We start from the raw sequence: 22837 nt of genomic DNA, 5'->3' as shown, positions 1-22837 counted from the left end.
TGAATCCAATTTTTTGTGGAGTATTGTCCATGCCAACGACCCTGAAATGCCCACGTTGTGGTGCACTGACTACGTGGGAAGACAATGCGTTTCGTCCCTTTTGTTCCGAACGCTGCAAGATGATTGATTTGGGTGCCTGGGCCAATGAAGACTATAAGCTGCCGACTCAAGATGCTCCGCAAGCTGATGGAGGCCGTGAAGAAGACCAGTTTTAAATGAGACTGACCAGAGGAAAGGAATTCGGATTGAATTCCTTTTTCATTTGGTGCTAGACTAGCCTAGAAACAATATATTATTGATTAATAAAATAAAATTTAAATAACTATTCTAATAAAATAACAAAAAAAGAGGACATGCCGATGTTTATCCTCCTGCTTAAAATTTTTATGCTGTTTTTGATCCTGCTATGCTGCACCAGTATTGGCCTTGGGCTCTGGAAACAGGACTATATCTTTATCTTGATTGGTATCCTGCTGGTTCTGGCCATCGTGATATTAAGACTGCAAATCCGGCAACTGCAACATGATCCTTTCGCTTGAAGTAAAAACCAAAATATTTGCACAGTCTGTTAAAAATTCTAGCTCAAAGAAGAATTACTTATAAGTTTTATTAAACTAAGGTCAGTATTTATCTTGAATTTATTTTTGGTCAAATGTTAAACTGCGAAAACATTCTATATAGTTGATAATAAAATAATTTTTCAATTTAAATAAGTAGGAAAACATAAAAAATTATAAAGAATGTCAATGACTTATCTTTTTAGGGATTTATAAATGTTAGTAATTATACTCAAGACTGTCATGTTCTTGTTTGTTCTACTATGCTGTCTCAGTATTGGCACGGGTATCATGCGCCATGATTATTTTTTTATTAGCATTGGTATACTCATTGCACTGGCTTTTTGGATTATTAAACTTCAGGTACATAAACTACAAAATGACCCTTTCGCTTAATATGTAATCTGTATAACCCATTAACCCACTCAAATAAAAAAGGAATCTAGAATCGATTCCTTTTTCATTTTTTAGATAACTACTACGTTTACATTAAGCGCTTAACCTGCTTTACCTGCGACAAAAGGATTATGCTGCTTTTCAAAACCAATCGTGCTCATTGGACCATGCCCTGAGATAAACTGAGTTTCCTCAGGCAGGCTAAAGCATTCACGTTGAATTGAATCGAGTAATTGCTGATGATTGCCACGTGGGAAGTCAGTACGACCAATCGAACCCTTAAACAGCACATCCCCCGTCCACAGCAAACCATGATTGCGGTTATAAAACATGACATGACCTGGAGTATGACCGGGTGCAAAGCGGACTTCGAATTCTTCGTTCCCCAGTTTCAGTACTTCACCGCCTTTCAGCCATTCAGTCACTTCTACCTTTTCCGGAATCGGGAAGCCATAACGAGCAGAGACTTCCTGAATCATCTCCAGCCAGAACGCATCATCCTTATGTGGACCAATCACCGGCACATTCCAGGCTTTTTTCAAAGCACCCACCGCTCCAGCATGGTCTAAATGACCATGGGTCAGCCATAATGCTTTGACCGTCAGACCAAGCGCTTCGACTTCTGCTCTCAGTTTTTCTGGCTCACCTCCGGCATCAATCAAAACTGCTTCTTTGCTGTCTGTATCCCATAAAATGGAACAGTTTTGCTGAAAGGCAGTTACAGGAACAATTTTGACTTGGAGCATAGGCTTTAAAACCTCAAAAAATTAGTGAGCGAGAGTATGAGTCAATGCATCAAGATTAGCCTGTAGCAATGAATTGAGCAATTGCAAATGATCTTCGCGGCTATTCAATGCCGGAATATAGCTATAGCGTTCACCACCATTAGCTTTGAAGGTATCCGCATTTTCCATTGCCAGTTCTTCTAGGGTTTCCAGGCAATCTGCCGAGAAAGCCGGACTCATGACCTGAATCGATTTCACACCCTGCTTACCCCACTCTTCAATCAAGGCATCGGTATAAGGCTTAACCCATTCCTGCTTGCCAAAACGTGACTGGAAGCTAATCGCATACTGATCTTCAGATAACCCTAAAGCTTTAGCCACCAGTTTCCCGGTGATACGGCAACGGTCAGCATAGGGATCGCCTTTATCGGCATAAGGCTGTGGAATACCATGAAACGACATTAACAGCTTTTCTGGCTTGCCATGAATCGCCTGATAGTCACGCACACTCTGTGCCAATGCCTGAATAAACAGCGGATGCTGATAATAATCACGAATCAGTGATAAACCCGGAAGATTACGCTGAGTCAGTACCCATCTCGCGACTGCATCGTACAGCGGCGCAGTGGAAGTGGCTGAATACTGCGGGAATAAGGGCAACAGGATCACGTGATCCTGAGGTTGTGCGCTGATCTGGCTAAGAACAGTCTGAATGTTCGGATTGCCATAGGTCATGGCGGGCACCACATTCAGCTCGAATTGCGGATAACGCTGAGTCAATTCTGCTCTGACTGCTTCAACCTGTTGCAGCAGGATTTCACGCATGGGTGAATCTTTAGCCCATACTTGTGCATAAGCCTGCGCAACCCGTTTAGGACGGAAAGGTAAAATAAACAGACGCAAAATGATCTGCCAGAGCGGTTTGGGGATTTCAATGACACGCTGATCGGACAGGAACTGCTGCAGAAAAGTTCGTACTGCGGGAACGGTAGGAGCATCAGGGGTACCGAGATTTGCCAGGATAATGGTGACTTTCGGTTTAGCAAACATTCAGATCATCCGTCTTGAGGGGTCAACCCCTGTACTTTAACAGTTTTCAATAAATTTATAATATGGATTAATATACTGACTTATATTGAAAAACCCGATCTTTATCCAGTAAATTACTTTCTATCAATTTCTGGGCTTTAGCCGTGATCTGCCATAGTAAACGCTGACGGTCATCACGGCCAGTCGGTACAATCCAGTCATTTTGTCGCATCTGCATTTTCAGGCTATGCAAGGCACGAATGTTCATCTGTGCACGTGCCACGGCATGAGCACGTGGCATTTCTATACGTGCATCTTCCAAACCGGTTTCATTTAAATATTCATTCAGACGCTTAGAGAAGAATTCTTCTGGTGTTGGATTGACAAAAGTAGATCCAAGAATTGCCAGAAGTTCAGCCCAGGTCAGTTTTTTCTGAATTTTGAGCTCTTTAAAGTTACCATCCTGATAGGCATGCATGCGATATTCAAAAGAAAAAATTTCATGCATGGACACTTTAGGCAAGCTCAGAAATGGATCAGGCTCACGCTTGCCTGCTTCGGCTTCCATTTGGGCAATACGCGCCTTGAGCTGATCAATTTCATCATGCAGGGCTTGGGCATTTTGGGGACGTACCCAGCCAGTCACCGGATAGCGTTCTAGCATCTGGGGCATGTTCAGGCGAACTGCCATTTCCAGATCACGCAGGCTACGATAGGTAAAGACCTGATCGACTTCATTTTGTAGCAGTTTTCGGAAGTCATTGAATTTTTCACGCAATTCCGCTTTGGCATCATGCAGGGACGGCTCACGAGAGGCAGGGTCATCATGCATAAATACAATAATTGGTTTCTGCTTGGTTACTGCATAGATATATTCAAGGTGCATATAGCCAACGCCAGAAACGGACTGTTCACCATACTGGCTTCCCAGCAGGATTACCACATAGTCACAGTCATCAATTTGACGGCGAGCAAAGGCAGTACTGAGTGGATTACGCTGTTCCAGCCCCCAGGAGAAGAAGCCCATACCCACCAGCGTTTGCGACAAGATGATACGCTCTGGCTGCATTTCCGAACCAGATGTGGATATAAAAACCTGATAACGTTTATCCAGCATTCCAAACCCTCTCCAACTACCGCGAATATGCACAGTTCACCTCGATTTCCATGAGCTGTTGCATATGCGTGCCCCACTTAAAAATATCAAATTTTAAAATAATGTAATTCACTGACTTAAAACTCAGCTTATATATTACTTACAGACCATTGAATATCGTCCAGAATCAGGTGCTGTATAATCGGTTGAACTTGCTCAGCATTTTGACCACTGACAAAAATTTCGATTCTTACACTTTCTTTACGCTCGCCTTCAAATAATAACTCATTTTTGATCAAAATACGGGCGGTTTGTCTTGCAACTGCCAATCCAGAGTCAATCAATGTCATTTTATGACCAAAAATATACTGAATTGACGATTTTAGGAAGGGGTAATGTGTACATCCAAGTACTAAATAGTCTGCACCCTGATCTACAACTGGTTGTAAAATCTTGGTTAATGTCGCTAGACACGCGGGACTCATCTGCTCGCCAGCCTCGACAAAAGGCACCAGATCCAGACAGGTGACTGGAATCACATTTACCCCTGCGGGCTCGGCAAAACGGGTCATGACATCTTTGATCAGCTGACCGCGAAAAGTTGCTGGTGTGGCAAGCACGGCCACAGTTTTGGAATGGGTCGCCAAAACTGCCGGCTTTAAAGCCGGTACCAGACCGATAATTGGAAAACGCTCGCCATAATGCGTACGCAAATAATCCAGACTAAAAGCTGAAGCAGTATTACATGCCACGACAGCAGTCTTGCAGCCCTTGCGATATAACCATTCAATTGCCTGCGCGGTGAGCTCACGAATGTCCTGATCCTCACGCGGACCATAAGGCACATTGGCAGTATCGGCATAATAGACGAAACGTTCATTCGGTAAATGGCGTGCAATTTCTAGTGCAACAGAGAGGCCTCCGATTCCTGAATCAAAAATCCCAATGGGTGCATCTGCAGTAACATCAATAATGGGATCGAGTGTGGACGAAATCGGATAAATGGCGCTCATACAGGGGCTGTTTGCTCAAATGGACAGACATGGCACAAAGCTTAAACCTCAGGTGCCTAAATGCAAGTCTAAATCACCACTTTTCAAGTTTAATACCGTGTCGCCTTCAGAATTTTCGATAAGCTCACCCATTTCTACCAGATGTAAAAAGGACAGCTCGCTGAATCAATGCATTAATACCAAAACGCACATGCACATAAGGGCGCTGTTCATCACCAAAAGTACGCATGAAAATTGGATGTTCTTTATCTACGATGATTACATCCTGCGTCGTTGTCGTCAGCTGAATATAGCTTTTTCCATCAATTTCTACCTGATCAGCCTGCCCTACAAATAAGGGCTCATCTTCGACTTCAATTTCGATCTGCTCAACCGGGGTTTTGAGATAGAATTTGCCATCTTCCTTCCATAGCACTGTTGAGAACAGGTCAATCATGGCTTGGCGTTTAATCAATTGACCTTCGTGCCACCATTCTCCATTGGCTAAAACCTTCAAATCCATTGTGCCACAATGCTTTGGCTGCCACTGATCTAAAGGGGGTATTGACCTTTTGTGACTGTCCTGTGCATCTTTTATGTATTGTGCAATATTTGTTAAATTTTTATCATCACTCATGGCTGTTTTTTTCGTCGGATGATTCGTTTCTGCTGACTTATCCATAGTAGAAGACCTTAATGACGGAAAAATAATATGTTTCAGCCAATTGGCTTAAACTGGGTTTAAAACTATACTAGCCCACAAGATGAAAGACACTAATCTTTTTGTGTCCAGGAATTATAAATACTCATGGCAGCACCCGATCATCCGATTATGGTTGCCACCGAATGTAATATGAGGAGTCCCACATGGAGCACATCGAACGTGAATCGATGGAGTTTGACGTAGTCATCGTAGGCGCAGGCCCTGCGGGTCTTTCTGCTGCGATCAAAATCCGTCAGCTTGCAATTGAAAACAACCTGAATGATCTGTCCGTTTGTGTCGTGGAAAAAGGCTCCGAAGTCGGTGCTCATATTCTTTCTGGTGCTGTACTTGAACCACGTGCCATGAACGAGCTGTTCCCGAACTGGAAAGAAGAAGGCGCACCTTTAAATGTACCAGTGACTGAAGACAAAACCTTCTTCCTGCTCTCTGATGAAAAATCACAAGAAGCTCCGCACTGGATGGTGCCTAAAACCATGCATAACGATGGCAACTATGTCATCTCACTGGGCAATGTGGTGCGCTGGTTAGGCCAAAAAGCAGAAGAACTGGAAGTCTCGATCTTCCCGGGCTTTGCTGCCTCTGAAATCCTTTACCATGAAGATGGTTCAGTCAAAGGTATCCAGACGGGTGACATGGGCATTGGTAAAGATGGCGAACCAACGCATAACTTCACTCCAGGTTACGAGCTGCACGCGAAATACACGATTTTTGCTGAAGGCTGCCGTGGCCACTTAGGTAAACGCCTGATCCAGAAATTCAACCTGGATAAAGATGCAGATCCACAGCATTACGGTATCGGCATTAAAGAACTATGGGAAATCGATCCTGCCAAGCACAAGCCAGGTCTGGTTATGCATGGTGCAGGCTGGCCACTCAATGAAACCGGTTCTTCAGGTGGCTGGTGGTTATACCATGCGGAAAATAACCAGGTGACTCTGGGCATGATCGTGGACCTTTCTTATGAAAACCCACACATGTATCCATTTATGGAAATGCAGCGCTGGAAAACCCATCCTCTGATCAAACAGTATCTGGAAGGCGGTAAACGTATTTCTTATGGTGCGCGTGCTGTGACCAAAGGTGGCTTTAACTCACTACCAAAATTCACTTTCCCAGGTGGTTCTTTAATCGGTGATGATGCCGGCTTCCTGAACTTTGCCAAGATCAAAGGCTCACATACTGCGATGAAGTCAGGCATGCTCTGCGGTGAAGCGGTATTTGAAGCAATCAAGGCCGGTGTAGAGAAAGGCGGTGACCTGGCAGTTGCACGTGTAACTGAAGGCGAAGATTTCTTCGTGAAAGAGTTGACTGCTTATACAGACAAGTTCAACAACAGCTGGTTGAAAGAAGAGCTGTATAGCGCGCGTAACTTTGGCCCTGCAATGCATAAGTTTGGGCAATGGATGGGTGGTGCATTCAACTTTATCGACCAGAACGTGTTTAAAGTACCATTTACCCTGCATGACCTGGTGCCAGACTTTAAGACATTGAAAACTGTTGATGCGGTGAACTTCAAGCCGAACTATCCAAAACCGGATGGCAAGCTGACTTTTGACCGCCTGTCTTCAGTGTTTGTATCGAACACTGTACATGAAGAAAACCAGCCTGCGCATTTGAAACTGACCGATGCTTCAATTCCAGTGAACGTGAACCTGCCAAAATGGGATGAGCCAGCTCAGCGCTACTGCCCGGCGGGTGTATATGAAATCATGGAAAATGATGATGGTTCGAAGCGTTTCCAGATCAATGCAGCCAACTGTGTGCACTGCAAGACCTGTGACATCAAAGATCCTTCTCAGAACATTACCTGGGTAACACCGGAAGGTGCGGGTGGTCCTAATTACCCTAACATGTAATGTTAGGTTAGGGTAATTCTTGCGAAGCAGTGCTTCTCATATCCAAATATGTAATTTGATATGAATTAAAATAAACCCGCTCAAAAGCGGGTTTATTTTTATAGGATACTTTTAAATACCTAAATATTTTTAGATTTAAACAAGTTACGATTGTTTTATTTTAGCCAATTAAATCTTTATTTGTTGCTTCTAAATACCAAATTGTTTCGCCCCAATCACTTTCTAATTTAGGGAAAATATCTCCCTCTGTAAAATACCGTGAATTAGACTGATTTGCGGGACTCCACCAATAGCCTGTTTTCGGACATTTTTGGCCTGCTAAAGCTTTTAAATTTTCTATAACAATAGATTCTACTGTACCGCCTTGATCTGAAATTCTTTCTATTAAAGTCCAAGATGTTTCAAAATATAATTTTTCTCTAGTTTCCTTATTTCTACATGCATATCTAGGTGCAAAACCATTATCATCTTCTTTACTACTTGCCAGGAATATCAATTTATTATCATATTCATTGCATACATAAACCCCTGTTTTATTTATTTTTTCTTTAGATCTAACTATATTTCTTGAATCTAAACGATAAATAGGATAAGAACCTGGCAACTTTATATTTATTCCATTAAATATTTCTGCCTTTGGAAACTCATTATTAAGGAACCCTTTATCCCAATATGTTGGATATGTTTTTTCAATAATTAAAGCGTATTTTTTCGAAATTAAGTAATAATCCCAACATTGTTTAACTTTGTTATGAGGTAAATTATCCATCCAATAGAAAGAAAATTCACTAAGACCTTTATCATTTGATCGAATTTCTGCCGCACAATCAAGATATGTAAAATCGCCTGATTTAATTTTTATATAAGCAATATCAATACGATCCATCGTATTTCTTAGATTTGGCAATACTGTTTCTCCCCAATTAATATCTGCCTGCTCTGAAAAAGGTAAGGTTCTCAAGTCATAAGGCAAATTATGAATATAAAGCTCAAATAATCCCTCTAATCCTGTTAAAAAATTATGATAATTATTTCTCATTATTTCAAAAAAAATCTAAAGAACTAAATTTTTCCAATAAATAGACTTCTTTAGGATGGACGCTATTATTCATATTAAAAACCTAGAATGTATATATTATTTTGATTTATTTTCCGAACGAGGAGCCAAAGTATAATCTCCTAATCGTGTTTCTAAAGCTGGCACACCTACAATTGAAAAATCACCAATTATTGTATCTGTACCATACCCCCATCCAGTTAATTTACGTTTACTTAAGCCGGAAGGGATCAAATCTTTAGGATCCAAGACTATTTGTATTCCCCCACCTTTTAAATAAAACTCACCTCGCTGTTGAGAGGCTGCTGGACCTTCCCAACCATACAGTTTCTGACCTTTTGGAACAGTATACTCAAGATATTCCCCATTACTATTCCAGCTTGCCCAAACTGCAAACTTATCTCTCCATTCCTCACGGCTTTTCAATTTATCAAACTCAGATTTTCTCATCCAACAGATACTATTATCCAAACTCCCAGGTGCGACTACACGTACTAGTACATCGCCTTCTTTAAAAACTTCAGCTTCAATCATATCTTCAGCAAAAGTATTATATTTTCCCTGGAGAGGATGAGAATAGCCGCTTTTTAAGGCTAACTGGGTATCTCCTAAGCTGGGATGCAAAGGAGTATTTGCTGTTTTAGGGTCTTGGCTTGCAGGCTCAAAAGGTAATTCTTCACCTTTAATTTTTTTATGCACCCAATTAGGTTTCCTTTGTCTAAAAGCATCTAACTCTTCATCGTCTGATACTCTTCTAAATTGGGTTAAATTTTTAATATTAGTTTTTGCTTTATACGCATGGTCTGTTTCTTTATCTATTCGAGCAGCCAACTTTTCTAAAAAATCTTGAACAGGTTTTAAAAACTCACCCAATTTTTGGTTAGCAGCTTGACGCACATCCAATACATCCTGCAACATTTTTCGAGCTTTCTGTCCAATAATTTGGCTACCGTATTTATCAATAAAGTTAACTGTTTGCCTTAAATATCCAATTAATTTATCAAATACTTCAAGCAATGCTTGTTTGGTTAATTTAGTTTTAATTTCTCTAAGTTTTTCAGCTGTTGCTTTATAAATATTGGTAATCTTGGTATCTTTTAAAGCTTTTTTTACTGCGGGACGTGCTAAAAATTTATTTAATTCAGTAATCCCACTTTCAATAGATGGTTCAGCTAACTTATAAATATTAGTGCCGGTTAACTTTACTAATTTTGCTCCTGGTCTCATCATAAATCTACGTATAGGAGCCAAAAGTACTTTAAATATGCCCTTAAATAAGGAACCTAGTACAGGAAATAATCCAATAAGGGTTAATATCAGCCCGATCCATGCCCATGGGTTATGTAAATCTTCTTTAATTTTTTTAGCATTTGCACATAAGTCACGTATATCACAGATCTGATCTACAAATGGAATCATAGAGATCACAGTACCGGTAACAATCTGAGCAGTACTCTGCTCTTCAGCAAAATCCCCTTGAATCACGACCCAAAGCCAGTCTGCAATATCAGTTAAAGTTTCTTGTCCCTTTTTTATTGCTTTATTCACAGGAGCAGCTATAGCTGCCATTGCATTTAATAATTCTTGTCTCGAAGGTAAAAAATCTGCCATTTTTATCACTTATTCTTCTATTTTATCAAGTTGATCTAATACCAGATCATAAGTATCCCAAGGTTTATCTATTATCTCAGCCTGCTCATATTCCACTCTAATCGCCTTTTCAGGTACATTATTATGATGAGCTTTACCCTGATCATCGAGTTGACCTTCAATGATTTGGTTACCTTCAAAAAATATTTTATAACCTACGCTAGAAAATGGCTGATTATCAGCATCCAAATGCTCTAAAGCAATCCAGTTCTGATTTTTAAAACTAGGTAAAGCTGGCAAGGAAGTATTTACCTGACTTCCTTTAACGAATAAATGCTGCCCCGCCTTTACCTCAAACTTGCCACCAGTGGTTGACAAAATTCCCGCACTACTGATTTCAATCTGTGACCCGCCCGCGGTTAGTACAATCTTTTTGGCCGCAGTAATTTCGATCTGATCTTCAGTAGAGATAATTTTGATACCTTTACGCGCAATAGCATCTATTTCATCTCCTTGTGCCTGAATCTCGACTTTGCCTTTACCTGCATATAAGCGTGCTCCGTCTTGCGCTGCGAACAGGCTTAGTTTCTGGCTGGCATGGGCAATCAAAGATTGTTGTGTACTCAGGTTAATACTCTCTCCTGCACTTTGACTAATCTGCCCATCAGCAGATAGATGAATGTCCTGCTGGGTACTCAGCGCAATCGATTGTGGTGCCGTTAGGATCATGATTGCCTGTTTAAAGGCAGCAGCTTTTTTCTGATCCTGTTGTTCAATCTGCTCAATCAGGCTTTTTAACTTCTCAAAAATTTCCACTGGATCAGTTTGCTGATTTTTAGCCACATCACTGAGCACCTGACTCATCTGTAGAGCTGATTGAAGCTGGCTTTTCGCTGGTTCAGCTTCCATATGTGAACCCCTTGCAACCTGCTGTTTGTGGGTCGAAATCAGTAGACCTTCACCTGCCCGTATTGCCCCCCACTGGTCTGTTCTCAGCTCAAATCCCTCTCCACGCCTCTCACTTTCAGCCTGTTCTTTCGGATGGCTCAAATCACCCAGGTTAAGTTGACTCGCAGCATGGCTGCTATGCAACTGTGCACTGATCTGTCCAGTGGTATCATCAAAACGTAACTGGTTAAAACCTTCTCCTTGCACTTCTTGAGAGCGAATACCACTAAGTTTTTGGGTCTCTAGTAAGCGTCCTTTCTTGTCAAATTTTGTTGGTGAACGCTGACCTTCATGAATCCGGCCCACCACAAAAGGCCGGTCAATATTGCCATCAAAAAAGTCGACCACAACAATTTCACCAATACGTGGCAAGAAGCGCACACCATAACCTTCCCCTGCCCAAGGCGTGAGAACATCTACCCAGGCCGAGTCAGTAGCACTGTCATTCGTTCCGGCTCCATTATCATAGGTATGATCGTCCGGACGGGTGAATAAAAACCGGATTTTGATGCGTCCCCATTCATCCACATAAATGTCTTCACTTTCTGGCCCGACTACTTTTGCCCGTTGCGGACAGGCTGGTGGTCGATGCAATAAAGGCTGATATTCAGGAACCAAAGGAATATTGCGACGTTGTAAGACTAAATGATTGGTCTGGCGCTCATCAGCATCTTTAACTTCTGTCAGCTGCCACTGGCTTTGCTGAATTAAAACATTCACCTGTGCATTCAGGTCTTTGGGTAAATTATTCTGGTTATAGAATTGCTTGGAAAGAATCAGAAATTCTTTATCGGCTGCATGATGCTGGTCAATTTCTGGATGCTGATCTAGTCGGAACCAGTAACCGACTTGCGCATCACGTACAGTAGATGTTGCTAAAAACTGCTTGGCCTGCACATCATAAAAATGTTGCAGGTTCTGGTTAACTTTCTCAATTTGTGCATTTGATGCTGACGTAGCCTGATCTTCATGCTTGAGGTCAGTGACCCATGCCGGACTAATATGCCACGCCTGTTCCAACCCTAAACTTGTATTATCCTGAGTTTGGCTATGCTGATGCCTGCTTTGTACTGAACCTGTACCTTCCTCCTGACTCAAACGATCAGCATGCCAGCGCTGGATATGCACAGCAGTTGGCTGTAATTTTCGCTCTGCAATAAAGCTGGTCATACTATCAGTCTGTTCGGTAGCACTGGAACGGTGGAAACGGATTACCCGGCGGCTTAGAGCCTGATATTGACTATTATCATCAATCAATCTGAGTTTCTGTGCTGCAATCGGTGCAGAGGAATGTAGGAGCAATAGCTCAGATTCATCAATCAGCCAGTTAATACCTTCACTGCGCCATAAACGGGTTAAAAATTCATAGTCAGTTTCATTTGACTGCATACTAAAAGGACGCACATCATAGGTCTGCTGCAAACCGGATAAATCCAGCTTGAGTGCAGCCGCAAATAATGGGCTTTTACTCTGCCATTCCTCAAATAATATTCTGGTAATATCACGGACACTTTTGTCCATAAACACACGGCTATTCCGGCGTTTATGCCAAAGTGAAGTGGCATCTTCCAAAGTAAGCTTATAAAGCGTTAATGCACCATCACTTTGCCCCTGAGTTGCCTGGGTAATAATGCCTGAACTGCGAAAAAGCTGCCCCTGGTCTGTTACCTGATCTACCGCGACCTGTGTACCTATGAAACTTTTGAGAGGAATCAGAGCATTGCTAGATAAACAAATAAGTCCAATCTTCAGCCCTTGATTGAGCACATGCTGTCCATCAATACGCTGCAGAAAGATTTCCGAATTAAGCTGTTGATTAGAAAACTGAATATGTAAAGCGCGTTTCTGTGCGCTTAATCCCAATTGTTCGAGTATTTGAGCAATAGAATTTCTGATCATTTTTATTTTTATGCTTATTTTTTCGGCATTATAATAAATTTAATTGATTAAGCCTAGCGAGTTTGGTCTGATGGATTCGCTTCAATTGTTCTCTGACCAGAGAAAAGACGTTTGCTTGCTAAAGAGATGGGCTTCTTTAAACTTTATCGCTTTAAACTCAAGTTTTTATTGTGAAATAGGCTTCACGCCCAGAAAGTGTTGATTAATCGAAGCAGGGCAAATGATTCACTTCATCTGCCCAACACGTTATTACCCTTTCTTTACCAGATAATGAAACTCTTTATTGCCATTTTCATCCAGGCGTTCTTCTTGTAACAGTAATTCATGCCCCAAGTGCATACAGAATTTTGGAATATCCCATGAAGTCGAATTATCCGTTGCAAACACCTCAACCACATCACCTGACTTGGACTTACGAATCGCCTGATGCAGCATCATCACAGGTTCTGGACAGCGTAAACCGCGGGTATTTAGTTGCAGGCTAGGAGTAATTTCAGCTTCAGACATCGGCAGGCTCAGGAGGGAAAGACCAGGTTATTTTAACATAAACATGTGTCTGTACCCATGACTGGCTTTATTGCCATTTTCGTTTTAAGTAGTTGACTGCGACAGTCACGGTCGCCTTAAATAATTACAATAGACAACTGCATTTTCTGCGGTATGATAAAATTACATTTTTTTAGATATTAAGAGTTTTTAGGAAAGATCATGCACGAGGAATCAGGCCCGTCGTGGGGTATGCGCGGCTTACGCAAATGGCTGGGAACCGCTCCCGAAACTCGCGACGAACTGCTAAAACTAGTACAAGATTCACGTCGATTTCTAGAACCCGATACTGTAGCGATGCTAGAAGGCGTACTCGACCTTCCAGCGACCAAAATTCGTGAAGTGATGACACCACGCACTTCTATGATCAGCTTACAGGAAGATGACCAGCTTCTTGATATTCTGCATGTTTTGGTAGAATCAGCGCATTCGCGTTTTCCCGTATTTTCATCAGATCAGCCTGATAATGTGGTGGGCATTTTGCTTGCCAAAGACTTGCTGCCTTTCCTGACCGAACCGACTTCTAAGGTGGATATTCGTGCCTTAATGCGCCAGCCACTGTTCGTACCTGAAAGTGCACGTTCAGATCAGGTTTTGCGTATGTTGAAAAATACCCAGACCCATATTGCAGTCGTAATTGATGAATATGGCTCCACTTCTGGTCTGGTGACATTAGAAGACATTCTGGAAGAGATTGTTGGTGAAATTGAAGATGAACATGATATTGCTGATGAAGAAGCATTGTATATTGTTCCCGACAATGATCCGACCACAGCCAATACCTGGATTGTGCAAGCACTGACTCCAATTGAGCATTTTAACAATATGCTCGATGCCGACTTTTCTGATGATGAAGTAGAAACCATGGGTGGCCTGTTATTGCAGGAAATCGGATTGGTGAGCGATTTAGAAGGTCAGGTGATTGAGCTTGGAAATTGGATCTTTACCATTCTGGAAGCGGATGCCCGTTCTATTCACTCGATTCGGGCTGTGCGCCAATGAGGGCACATTTCGACAAGTTGTTGAAACAGTCTGAAGGTTCTGAGCAACTTCCACTGATTTATCCACTGCTGCTGTCTTTATTTTCCGGTGCCATCTTCAGTTTTGCGCTGGCGCCGTACCACTATTGGTGGTTAGCCATCCTTTCTCCGGCGCTGCTTTATGCTTGTCTGCGTAAACGCAGTGCCAAACAGGCTTTTGGTATTGGCTGGGCTTATGGCATTGGTTTATGGTTTGTTGGTGCATTCTGGTTGTATACCTCGATCCATGAATATGGTGATACCAGCTCATTCCTTAGTGTCGTGATGATTCTGATCATGGCCTTGGTCATGGGTCTATTTACCGCAGTACAGACCTTTATCTACCGTCGCTTCTTTCCGGAAACCCCTCTGACCTTTGCGCCATTGTGGGTACTGTTTGAATGGGCGAAGACTTGGGTCTTTACAGGTTTCCCATGGCTATTTGCCGGCTATGCCTTTACCGAACGTTTGCTGGATGGCTATGCGCCACTCTTCGGTGTGTTTGGCGTATCCTTCGTGGTGATCATACTGGCTTGTGCTTTGGTTGAGATTCTTAATCGTCGTGTGTTCTGGGCAATCCCATCCCTGCTGCTTTTGCTGGGTGCCTGGGGAGCTTCGCAACTGACTTTTGTGGAACAGAAAGAAGGCACTAAGCCACTCAGCGTGTCTCTGATTCAGGGTAATATTCCACAAGATTTGAAATGGTTGACTGAATATCAGGTTAAAACCCTGCTGATCTATGCCAATCTGACCAAGACCGAATGGGGTCGTGATTTGATCGTGTGGCCAGAATCTTCGATTCCGATGTTTCAGGCCGATATTCCTGATTTCCTAGATGCGATGAAAGCACAGGCAGAGAAATCCGGAAGCTCCTGGGTTACTGGTATTCCTTATTGGGATCTGAAAGAATCCCAAGCCGAAGGCACACCTAAGTATTACAACAGCATCATGGCCATCGGTGATGAAGCCAGTGGGCTATATAAAAAACAGCGCTTGGTGCCATTTGGTGAATACATCCCACTTTCCGGCGCGCTCAGCTGGGTACTTCCCGCTTTGCAAAATGATCCATCTATGAGCGGTTTTTCTCGTGGGGCAAATGATCAGCAACCGCTAAATATCAAAAATCAGCATCTGGGCTCTGCGATTTGCTATGAAGTCGCTTATCCGAATCTGACCCGTCGCAATGCCAGTCAAAGCGACTTTCTGGTAACGGTATCTAATGATGCCTGGTTTACTGGAACTGCTGGACCGCAGCAACACCTGCAAATGGTGCAAATGCGGGCCAAGGAAAATGGTCGCTGGTTTATCCGTGCGACCAATACCGGTGTAACCGCCTTTATTGATCATAATGGTCATATCGTGAAACGTGCGCCTATGGATCAAGAAGCGGTATTACGCGGTGAGTTGCCAGCAATGCAGGGTGAAACGCTGTATACGAAACTGAGTGACTGGCCTGTACTGATTCTCTCAACCCTGCTGTTATTACTTGGATGGCGTTTCCGCCCACGTAAAGTGGATGTCAGCTTTAAGTCGAGAAGATAATTTCTTAAGTTCCCTCTCCTGAGCTAATTTTAAAGCACTGCTTTTTAAATTAGCGCAAGTGAGGGTTAGGGAGAGGTAAATTTTTACCCTCTTCTCTTGCAAAGCAGTGCTTTTCATCTCCCAGAGGGAGAGGAAGTTTTATGCAATATTTTAAAAATAAAACCGAGGCTTATGCCCCGGTTTTTTTTATTGGAAAGATAATTAAATCTGTACAGCAAGATAGGACATCATACTGGCCAATGATAGCATCGGCAGAAAACGGTAGAGCTGAACCACGCCACGCTCAAAGGATGAAATTTCTTCCTGTTTCACCTCCATGACGCTGGCTTTTAATGCCGACCAGAAGCACAAAGCTAACAAGCTGCTCATCAGACTCAGTGCAAAGAAACCTACCATGATCTGGCTGCTACCTTCCGTGCTTTGCCACAAATGCAAAACTGCTTGGCTCACCGGAAGAATGCTTAGAACCAAAAAGACAGATTTCAGCATTGTCCAATGAAACTGATTTATTTCATCTCTTATAATTAATGCTTTCATACCCATCTCCTTTGGCCGAATTTGTGCCATAGAAATCATTATGAGCTTTTTTATGGAAATGAAAAGTCTATATTTATTCATATTTTACGATAATTGTAATCGATAAACATGGGAATACTTCTTATTATGACTATCAAATAGAATGGATTATAAAATTAATTTTAAATTCATGTATTTAGATTATATTTATGTATTAAGAGTTATTATCACTTCACTTAGTATTGAGATACCCAATTAAATGAAGTGATATATTCCATAAAGAAGAAATTTATAATGATTCTCAATTAAGGCTGATAATAAATATCCGCATCTGTGCCTTCACCGCCAGACTGGCCATCAGCACCAAATGAATAAAGGTCAAATGAACGTCCATCCGTACCAGGAATGACATATTGCAATTCATTATCCCAACTGTCTTTCGGATAACCGCCTTTGACATAGCCACCCGGTAACCAGTTTTTTGCAGATGCAGGTTTGTTGACTAAAGCATCTAAACCACCTTCCTGCATACTTGGATACTTACCATTATCCAGCTTGTACTGGTCCAGAGACCCGGCCACGCTTTGCAGTTTGATCACTGTAGTATCAACTTTTGCCTTCTCACCACGGCCCATCACGTTAGGTACGATCAGTGCAGCCAATACGCCCAGGATCACAATCACGACCATTACTTCGATCAGGGTAAAACCCGAAGCATGTTTGATACGCGTCATACCTGAGCCTGTTTTTAAAGAATCTGGCTGTTCATTCATCATCTCAGTCCTTTTCACTCCATGTCTCTCATTGCTTAATTTTGAAAATCTGTTTGGGCTTATAATTGGAATTCTACCCACACTTTATTTAAATCATATTATTCATATTCACAATTGGCAGCATCACCGCAATTACGATTACTAATACAATACTTGCCATCAGCACCAGCATAAGAGGTTCCAGCAAAGCCAGTAACGTCGAAATCAGTGTAGTCACTTCACGGTCCTGCATGGTCGATGCCCGGTCCAGCATCCGGTCCAGTTCACCGGAAGCTTCACCACTTCGAATCATTTGTACCATCATCGGTGGGAAATAACCACTACGCTCCAGCTGGGTCGCCAAGTTACCGCCTTCAGTCACCTTTTCTGCTGCCAGATTAACGGCATCACGAATGACCCAGTTATTGCTGACCGCCGCACCAATCTTTAAGGCATCGACCAGCGGTACCCCAGAACGGGTCAAAATGGACAGGGTACTGGCAAAGCGTGCCGCATTAATCCCACGTGATAGTTTGCCAAATAGCGGTAATTTCAAGGTCAGGCGGTCAAAAGCATAATGTCCTGCGGTGGTGCGTAGAAAACGCACCAGCAGGAAAATAGCAACGGCACTACCAGCCAACATGAAAGGCCAAGCCATCCGGATAAAGTCACTGGCTTTCATCAACGCGACCGTGATCCATGGCAAAGCATCTTTGCTCTGGTCAAAGGTTTTGACAATGTCTGGAACGACATAGGTCATCAGTCCCATCACAATGGCAAAGGACATCAGCAGCAGAATGATCGGGTAAATCATTGCACCCTGAATTTTTTTCTGCATGGCAAAGCGGTTTTCGGTATAGTCCGCCAGCTGGTCCATAATCAGGTCCAGATGTCCGGAACGTTCACCGGCAGCAATGGTTGCAATATACAGTTCCGGAAAGCGGCCGGATTGCTGCAAGCCCTGTGCCAGACTATGCCCTTCCAGCACCTTGGAACGCACCGACATCAGCAGGTTCTGTACATGCACCTTTTCGCTTTGTTTACCGACGGCGCGAATGGCTTCTTCCAGCGGAATACCGGCGGCAACCAGAACAGAGAGTTGCCGGGTCATCAGTGCCAGGTCATAAGCTGTAAGGCTTTTTTCAAACCAGCGCGGCCGGTAATGCTTGTCCTTTTGCTCGACTGGATCAACAGACACCGGAATCAAGGCTTTGTCCCGAAGTTGCTGACGGATCTGACGTGCAGAGTCCCCTTCCAGTACGCCTTTTTGCTGCTTACCCGAAGCATCAAGCGCGATAAATTGATATGCTGGCATTGTAATGCTCTAATTTTCCAAAAATTTGCCCCAACGCAGTTGCGTCAGACCATCAAAATCATTCATATTCTTAGATATAAAATATCTGCTCACTCTAACACAACTGCCTTTTTAGCACGACGAAAATTCATCAGGATGTCTCACTTGCCCATCTCAGATCACCCAGCCTCAACTCCTTCAGTTTATCGTGTTCGTGTTGCTGTTCCTGTTCATCTGTTTGACTGTTTTGATTACAGTTTAAGTGCGGCACAATATCAGCAGGCTGAAGTTGGTGCGCGCGTGGCAGTGTCTTTCGGCCGGCAGAATCTGGTTGGGGTCATTATGGAAAAGCTACCGCCAGACACTCCGCTAGATTCCAGTTTTAAACTTAAAGAGATTACTGAATTACTGGATGACCGGGCGCTCATTGATGACAAGGTACTGAATCTGCTGAACTGGTCAGCGCAGTATTACCAGTTCCCGATTGGTGAAGTGGTGCAAAGTGCCTTACCAACCTTATTACGTCAGGGTAAGCCCTATAACCTGCTGGCCCGGAACTGGAAACTGTTAGATGACCAGGCAGAAGCCAAGGTGGGCCGTTCCGAGCGTCAGCAGGAAGCCTATAAAATTTTAAAATTGCATCCAGTCGGTACCACTGAAACTGTACTGAACCTGGCAGGGATCGAGACAGCTACCCTAAAAGCTTTAGAGAAAAAAGGAATTTGTGAATGTGTGCTGGAACCCCAGGATTTCAGCCCGCAGCCTGTTCAACTGGCACAAATGCCGCTTACAGCCAATCCGGAACAGCAGCATGCCATTCAACAGGTACTGAAATTTAAAAATAAATATCAGGCCTTTTTACTGGATGGTCTGACCGGCAGCGGCAAGACTGAAGTTTATTTGCAGATCATGGAAAAGGTGCTGAAACAGGGAAAACAGGTTTTAGTGCTGGTACCGGAAATTGGCCTAACGCCACAAACCATTAGCCGGTTCCAGTCACGTTTCCATTGTCATATTGCCTTGTTACATTCTGGTTTAAATGACTCGAAACGTCTGCAAGCCTGGCAAGCTGCAGAAACCGGTAAAGCCTCGATTGTGTTGGGTACCCGTTCTGCCATTTATACCCCGATGCCCAATCTAGGATTGATCATCCTGGATGAGGAACATGATCTGTCTTTTAAACAGCAGGAAGGCTTCCGTTATCATGCCCGAGATGTTGCGCTTTATCGCGGGCATTTGCAGCAATGTCCGGTGCTTCTGGGCTCTGCCACACCCAGCATCGATACCTATGCACTGGTTGCCAATGGCAAAATGCAGGTACTGGAACTCAACCAGCGTGCTGGTACAGCCTTAATGCCAAAGATTCATATTTTAGATTTAAAGGTGGCACAGAAACAACATGGCATCAGCCTGCATCTGATTCAGGAGATACGCAAACGTCTGGAAAAAAAAGAACAGGTACTGGTGTTCCTGAACCGCCGTGGTTATGCACCCGTTTTGATTTGTGACAGCTGTGGCTGGCAGGCACAGTGTCCAAACTGTGATGCCAATTTCACTGTACACCATCAGCCATATCAACATTTGCATTGTCACCATTGTGGCACCCTGCACCGTATGCCGGATCATTGTCCAAGCTGCAATCATACTGAACTCAAAACACTCGGCATGGGAACCGGCAAGGTCGAAGAGCAATTGAATGAACTCTTTCCCGATCATGAAGTCATTCGGGTAGATCGTGATTCTACCAGTCGGGTCGGTAGCTGGCAGAAAATCTATGACAAGATTCAGAAAAGCGAACCGGCGATTTTGCTCGGTACGCAAATGCTGGCCAAAGGTCACCATTTCCCCTATGTCACACTGGTCGCTATTTTAGATATTGATTCTGGTCTGCTCAGTGTGGACTTCCGTGCCACCGAACGTACTGCCCAACTGATTGTACAGGTGGCTGGTCGTGCCGGTCGTGGCGAGCATAAAGGTGATGTCTATCTACAGACCTTACGTCCTGATCATGCTTTGCTAAATACCTTGGTGACAGATAACTACCGGGCTTTTGCCAAACAGACCTTAGAGCAGCGTCAGATTGCCCGCATGCCACCCTATCGCTATGCAGTGATGATCCGTTGCGAATCACGTGATCAGGCATTAAATACAGAGTTCTTACAGAAACATGCTGCCTTCTTAAGGCAGTATCAGGACCTGCAACTGGAGATCTGGGGACCTATTCCAGCACCAATGGAACGCAAGGCGGGCCGTTACCAATCACATATGGTACTACTGTCTGCAGACCGTCCACGTTTGCACTATTATGTCAGGGCATGGTGGCAAGCCATGCTGCAAGACAAACCTTCCTCAATGAAGTTAAGCCTGGATGTCGATCCACAAGAACTGAGCTAGTCCTGCAAGCTGCAATACGGAAATAAGATTTAAGGTTGAACATGTCGATACTGTTGCAAATTACATTAATTCTGGTGGCAGCATTGCTGATTGTGCCAATCACCCGCTATTTGAAACTGCCAGCAGTGCTGGGTTATTTATTGACAGGCCTTGTGCTCGGTTCTGAAACACTGAATCTCGTTACTGATCCCCAACTTCGTTCGATGCTAATGCAAATCAGTATCCTATCTCTGCTGTTCTGGGCGGGTTTACAACTACGGCCACAACGCTTCATCCAGATGCCTCATTCTGCCTGGATCTCAACTGCTGCACTGGTCTTGGGGTCAGGCGCCATTCTGAGTTTATGTTCTGCCATTTTTTTACAGCAAAGTCTCATCACCAGTGTCGTCATTGGGCTGGCTGGCAGCCTGTCTGCGATGACACTGAGTATTCAACATCTGATGCGACAGGAGCAGCTCGCGACTTCCCATGGTCAGCTCAGTTATATCAGTTTATTAATTCAAGCCCTGTTGCTGATTCCACTAATTGCCATTATTCCACTATTTTCCGGAGTAAGTTCGACTGAACATGGCGTGGCTTATTTTGCTGCCATTATGGCAACCTTTACCGGACTGTTCCTGTGTAACCGCTATTTGATGCAACCCCTGTATCGCTGGATTGCCAGAAGCAGCAGCCATGACCTGCATGCCCTGGTGGCATTTTTTGTAATCCTCGGCTTGTTGGTACTGATGCAGACACTGGGACTAACACTATATTTAGGAGCCTTATTTGCCGGAATTCTGCTGGCAGATTCCGATTTCAGACCACACGTCGAAAAATGCCATTCAGCCTTTTCATGGCATATTGATCGGTTTGTGTTTTATCAGTATTGGCCTGGCGATTCAGCTAAGTGATGTCTTGCAGATGCCTGGACTGATCATTGGTGGCGCCGTGCTGATCATATTGAGTAAATTTGTGCTCAGTCTGACAATTGCCCGTTATTATCAAAATAGCTGGCGTACCAGCACCTTAACCGCAGTTAGCCTAGCCCAGGGCGGTGAGTTTTCCTTTGTATTACTCACTATTGCAGTTACCCATACCATCTTAGATATCAGCTTGTTATCGCCACTGCTATGTATGTTGGCGCTATCCATGTTAATAACACCAGTGCTCTATTGGTTGCTCGATCAACAAATCTTACCGCGATTAAATCGCTCACATCATCTGGTCGCAGACTTTGATACCCAGGTAGAGCCTTTAGCCACTACACCGATTTTACTGATTGGTTTTGGTCGCTTTGGGCAAATCGTAGCGCGTGTACTTCATCAGCAAGGTCTGAGCTTTAGTGTGATGGACAATACGGTTGAAGCAAGTGACCTACTCAAAGATCAAGCTATTCCTTTCTTTCAGGCAGATGCAACTGAAACCACGGCGCTACAACGGGCAGATATTGCTTCCAAAGATCAGGTGATTGTCGCGATTGATGATATTGAGGATTCTTTGCTGGTCGTACGTCATTTGTGCTGGAATTACCCGGATCTGAAATTGTGGGTACGCGCGCGTGATCGCCATCATGCACATTTGCTGCATGAACTGGGTGTAGAAAATGTTTTCCGTGAAACTTATCTTTCTGCTTTAGCACTGACACAGTCATTACTGGCAGCAACCCATCAATCTGTAGAACTCGCTGAGCAGACAATTCTACAGTTCCGTCAGTATGATGAAACTGTATTAAAAGCAGAACAGCAGGCGGAATCTGGTTCTGAGTCATTATATGCTCAACAGCACAGCAGCATGGCGGAGTTAAGCTACCTGTTCGAACAGGATCAACATCGTAAAAGTGTAATAAATCCAATACAGAAGCAACAGAATGTCAACGGCACAGGAATTGATACCATAACAGATGATCTGTCATAACTTGTGTTT

At 43.4% G+C, this 22837-nt stretch carries 17 protein-coding genes and 2 pseudogenes; 7 read left to right on the top strand and 12 right to left on the bottom strand.

All coding sequences use genetic code 11. The annotated features are described in order from the left end of the window. Nucleotides 1–29: 29 nt before the first annotated feature. Together HADU_RS04365 and HADU_RS04360 are read left to right on the top strand one after the other, a co-directional pair. Nucleotides 30–215, top strand: coding sequence for a DNA gyrase inhibitor YacG (locus HADU_RS04365; RefSeq protein WP_004813427.1), 186 nt, complete (start codon nt 30–32; stop codon nt 213–215). A gap of 144 nt (nt 216–359) precedes the next feature. Beyond that, on the top strand, nt 360–539 hold the full coding sequence (locus HADU_RS04360; protein ID WP_005220781.1) for a hypothetical protein: 180 nt from the start codon (nt 360–362) through the stop codon (nt 537–539). Nucleotides 540–1054: 515 nt separating this feature from the next. Here HADU_RS04360 and HADU_RS04350 read toward each other — a convergent pair. From HADU_RS04350 to HADU_RS04330, 5 genes and pseudogenes are all read right to left on the bottom strand, one after another. Further along, a complete protein-coding gene (locus tag HADU_RS04350) occupies nt 1055–1699 on the bottom strand; it encodes an MBL fold metallo-hydrolase (RefSeq protein ID WP_005220779.1) in 645 nt (214 codons plus the stop codon). Between the two features lie 21 nt (nt 1700–1720). Beyond that, entirely contained in the window at nt 1721–2728 is a 1008-nt protein-coding gene (gene hemH, locus HADU_RS04345) for a ferrochelatase (RefSeq protein WP_008303933.1), read from the bottom strand. A gap of 67 nt (nt 2729–2795) precedes the next feature. Next, on the bottom strand, nt 2796–3824 hold the full coding sequence (locus HADU_RS04340) for a DUF4062 domain-containing protein (protein ID WP_004813438.1): 1029 nt from the start codon (nt 3822–3824) through the stop codon (nt 2796–2798). 128 nt (nt 3825–3952) lie between these two features. Then, nucleotides 3953–4816 (bottom strand): glutamate racemase, encoded by an 864-nt coding sequence (gene murI, locus HADU_RS04335; RefSeq protein WP_008303930.1) that lies wholly within the window; start codon nt 4814–4816, stop codon nt 3953–3955. Nucleotides 4817–4864: 48 nt separating this feature from the next. Further along, nucleotides 4865–5477, bottom strand: a pseudogene (locus tag HADU_RS04330) (DUF1285 domain-containing protein). A 185-nt stretch (nt 5478–5662) separates the two neighbouring features. Here HADU_RS04330 and HADU_RS04325 point away from each other — a divergent pair. Next, on the top strand, nt 5663–7375 hold the full coding sequence (locus tag HADU_RS04325; protein ID WP_004890452.1) for an electron transfer flavoprotein-ubiquinone oxidoreductase: 1713 nt from the start codon (nt 5663–5665) through the stop codon (nt 7373–7375). A 160-nt stretch (nt 7376–7535) separates the two neighbouring features. Here the strand turns inward: HADU_RS04325 and HADU_RS04320 are convergent, their stop codons facing one another. From HADU_RS04320 to tusA, 4 genes are all read right to left on the bottom strand, one after another. Continuing rightward, entirely contained in the window at nt 7536–8414 is an 879-nt protein-coding gene (locus HADU_RS04320; RefSeq protein WP_008303925.1) for a hypothetical protein, read from the bottom strand. Nucleotides 8415–8510: 96 nt separating this feature from the next. Beyond that, on the bottom strand, nt 8511–10043 hold the full coding sequence (locus HADU_RS04315; RefSeq protein ID WP_034592288.1) for a hypothetical protein: 1533 nt from the start codon (nt 10041–10043) through the stop codon (nt 8511–8513). Between the two features lie 9 nt (nt 10044–10052). Continuing rightward, nucleotides 10053–12869 carry a type VI secretion system Vgr family protein gene (locus tag HADU_RS04310; RefSeq protein ID WP_008303920.1) on the bottom strand — a complete coding sequence of 939 codons (2817 nt, stop codon included), beginning with the start codon at nt 12867–12869 and terminating at the stop codon, nt 10053–10055. 249 nt (nt 12870–13118) lie between these two features. Continuing rightward, complete coding sequence (gene tusA, locus HADU_RS04305) at nt 13119–13376, bottom strand: sulfurtransferase TusA (RefSeq protein ID WP_004813458.1); 258 nt, start codon at nt 13374–13376, stop codon at nt 13119–13121. 201 nt (nt 13377–13577) lie between these two features. Here tusA and HADU_RS04300 point away from each other — a divergent pair, with 201 nt between their 5' ends. Both HADU_RS04300 and lnt read left to right on the top strand, forming a co-directional pair. After that, nucleotides 13578–14417 (top strand): HlyC/CorC family transporter, encoded by an 840-nt coding sequence (locus tag HADU_RS04300; protein WP_004813460.1) that lies wholly within the window; start codon nt 13578–13580, stop codon nt 14415–14417. Beyond that, nucleotides 14414–15976 (top strand): apolipoprotein N-acyltransferase, encoded by a 1563-nt coding sequence (gene lnt / locus HADU_RS04295; RefSeq protein WP_004890467.1) that lies wholly within the window; start codon nt 14414–14416, stop codon nt 15974–15976. The genes HADU_RS04300 and lnt overlap by 4 nt, the downstream gene beginning before the upstream one ends. Before the next feature lie 201 nt (nt 15977–16177). Here the strand turns inward: lnt and HADU_RS04290 are convergent, their stop codons facing one another. The 3 genes from HADU_RS04290 to gspF all read right to left on the bottom strand — a co-directional run bounded on the left by HADU_RS04290 (nt 16178) and on the right by gspF (nt 18559). Further along, on the bottom strand, nt 16178–16513 hold the full coding sequence (locus tag HADU_RS04290; RefSeq protein ID WP_004890469.1) for a hypothetical protein: 336 nt from the start codon (nt 16511–16513) through the stop codon (nt 16178–16180). A gap of 284 nt (nt 16514–16797) precedes the next feature. After that, nucleotides 16798–17265, bottom strand: a complete 468-nt coding sequence (gene gspG, locus HADU_RS04285; RefSeq protein ID WP_227499334.1) for a type II secretion system major pseudopilin GspG — start codon at nt 17263–17265, stop codon at nt 16798–16800. A gap of 88 nt (nt 17266–17353) precedes the next feature. Further along, entirely contained in the window at nt 17354–18559 is a 1206-nt protein-coding gene (gene gspF / locus HADU_RS04280; protein ID WP_004813469.1) for a type II secretion system inner membrane protein GspF, read from the bottom strand. Nucleotides 18560–18703: 144 nt separating this feature from the next. Between gspF and HADU_RS04275 the strand changes: the two genes are divergently transcribed. Next, nucleotides 18704–20932 (top strand): primosomal protein N', encoded by a 2229-nt coding sequence (locus tag HADU_RS04275; protein ID WP_008303915.1) that lies wholly within the window; start codon nt 18704–18706, stop codon nt 20930–20932. Between the two features lie 41 nt (nt 20933–20973). Then, nucleotides 20974–22828, top strand: a pseudogene (locus tag HADU_RS16060) (cation:proton antiporter). Nucleotides 22829–22837 lie beyond the last annotated feature (9 nt).

This window comes from Acinetobacter sp. HA (genome assembly GCF_000264725.1).
Taxonomy (GTDB): Bacteria; Pseudomonadota; Gammaproteobacteria; order Pseudomonadales; family Moraxellaceae; genus Acinetobacter; species Acinetobacter schindleri.
This window is presented reverse-complemented; position numbering and strand designations above follow the sequence as displayed.

What these genes read in the sequence shown, in the direction of transcription:
- HADU_RS04320 (WP_008303925.1), bottom strand. Translation starts at nt 8,414, where the DNA reads ATGAGAAATAATTATCATAATTTTTTAACAGGATTAGAGGGATTATTT.
- murI (WP_008303930.1), bottom strand. Translation starts at nt 4,816, where the DNA reads ATGAGCGCCATTTATCCGATTTCGTCCACACTCGATCCCATTATTGAT.
- HADU_RS04290 (WP_004890469.1), bottom strand. Translation starts at nt 16,513, where the DNA reads ATGAAAGCATTAATTATAAGAGATGAAATAAATCAGTTTCATTGGACA.
- HADU_RS04350 (WP_005220779.1), bottom strand. Translation starts at nt 1,699, where the DNA reads ATGCTCCAAGTCAAAATTGTTCCTGTAACTGCCTTTCAGCAAAACTGT.
- HADU_RS04310 (WP_008303920.1), bottom strand. Translation starts at nt 12,869, where the DNA reads ATGATCAGAAATTCTATTGCTCAAATACTCGAACAATTGGGATTAAGC.
- HADU_RS04325 (WP_004890452.1), top strand. Translation starts at nt 5,663, where the DNA reads ATGGAGCACATCGAACGTGAATCGATGGAGTTTGACGTAGTCATCGTA.
- hemH (WP_008303933.1), bottom strand. Translation starts at nt 2,728, where the DNA reads ATGTTTGCTAAACCGAAAGTCACCATTATCCTGGCAAATCTCGGTACC.
- gspF (WP_004813469.1), bottom strand. Translation starts at nt 18,559, where the DNA reads ATGCCAGCATATCAATTTATCGCGCTTGATGCTTCGGGTAAGCAGCAA.
- HADU_RS04340 (WP_004813438.1), bottom strand. Translation starts at nt 3,824, where the DNA reads ATGCTGGATAAACGTTATCAGGTTTTTATATCCACATCTGGTTCGGAA.
- HADU_RS04315 (WP_034592288.1), bottom strand. Translation starts at nt 10,043, where the DNA reads ATGGCAGATTTTTTACCTTCGAGACAAGAATTATTAAATGCAATGGCA.
- lnt (WP_004890467.1), top strand. Translation starts at nt 14,414, where the DNA reads ATGAGGGCACATTTCGACAAGTTGTTGAAACAGTCTGAAGGTTCTGAG.
- tusA (WP_004813458.1), bottom strand. Translation starts at nt 13,376, where the DNA reads ATGTCTGAAGCTGAAATTACTCCTAGCCTGCAACTAAATACCCGCGGT.
- gspG (WP_227499334.1), bottom strand. Translation starts at nt 17,265, where the DNA reads ATGAATGAACAGCCAGATTCTTTAAAAACAGGCTCAGGTATGACGCGT.
- HADU_RS04365 (WP_004813427.1), top strand. Translation starts at nt 30, where the DNA reads ATGCCAACGACCCTGAAATGCCCACGTTGTGGTGCACTGACTACGTGG.
- HADU_RS04360 (WP_005220781.1), top strand. Translation starts at nt 360, where the DNA reads ATGTTTATCCTCCTGCTTAAAATTTTTATGCTGTTTTTGATCCTGCTA.
- HADU_RS04300 (WP_004813460.1), top strand. Translation starts at nt 13,578, where the DNA reads ATGCACGAGGAATCAGGCCCGTCGTGGGGTATGCGCGGCTTACGCAAA.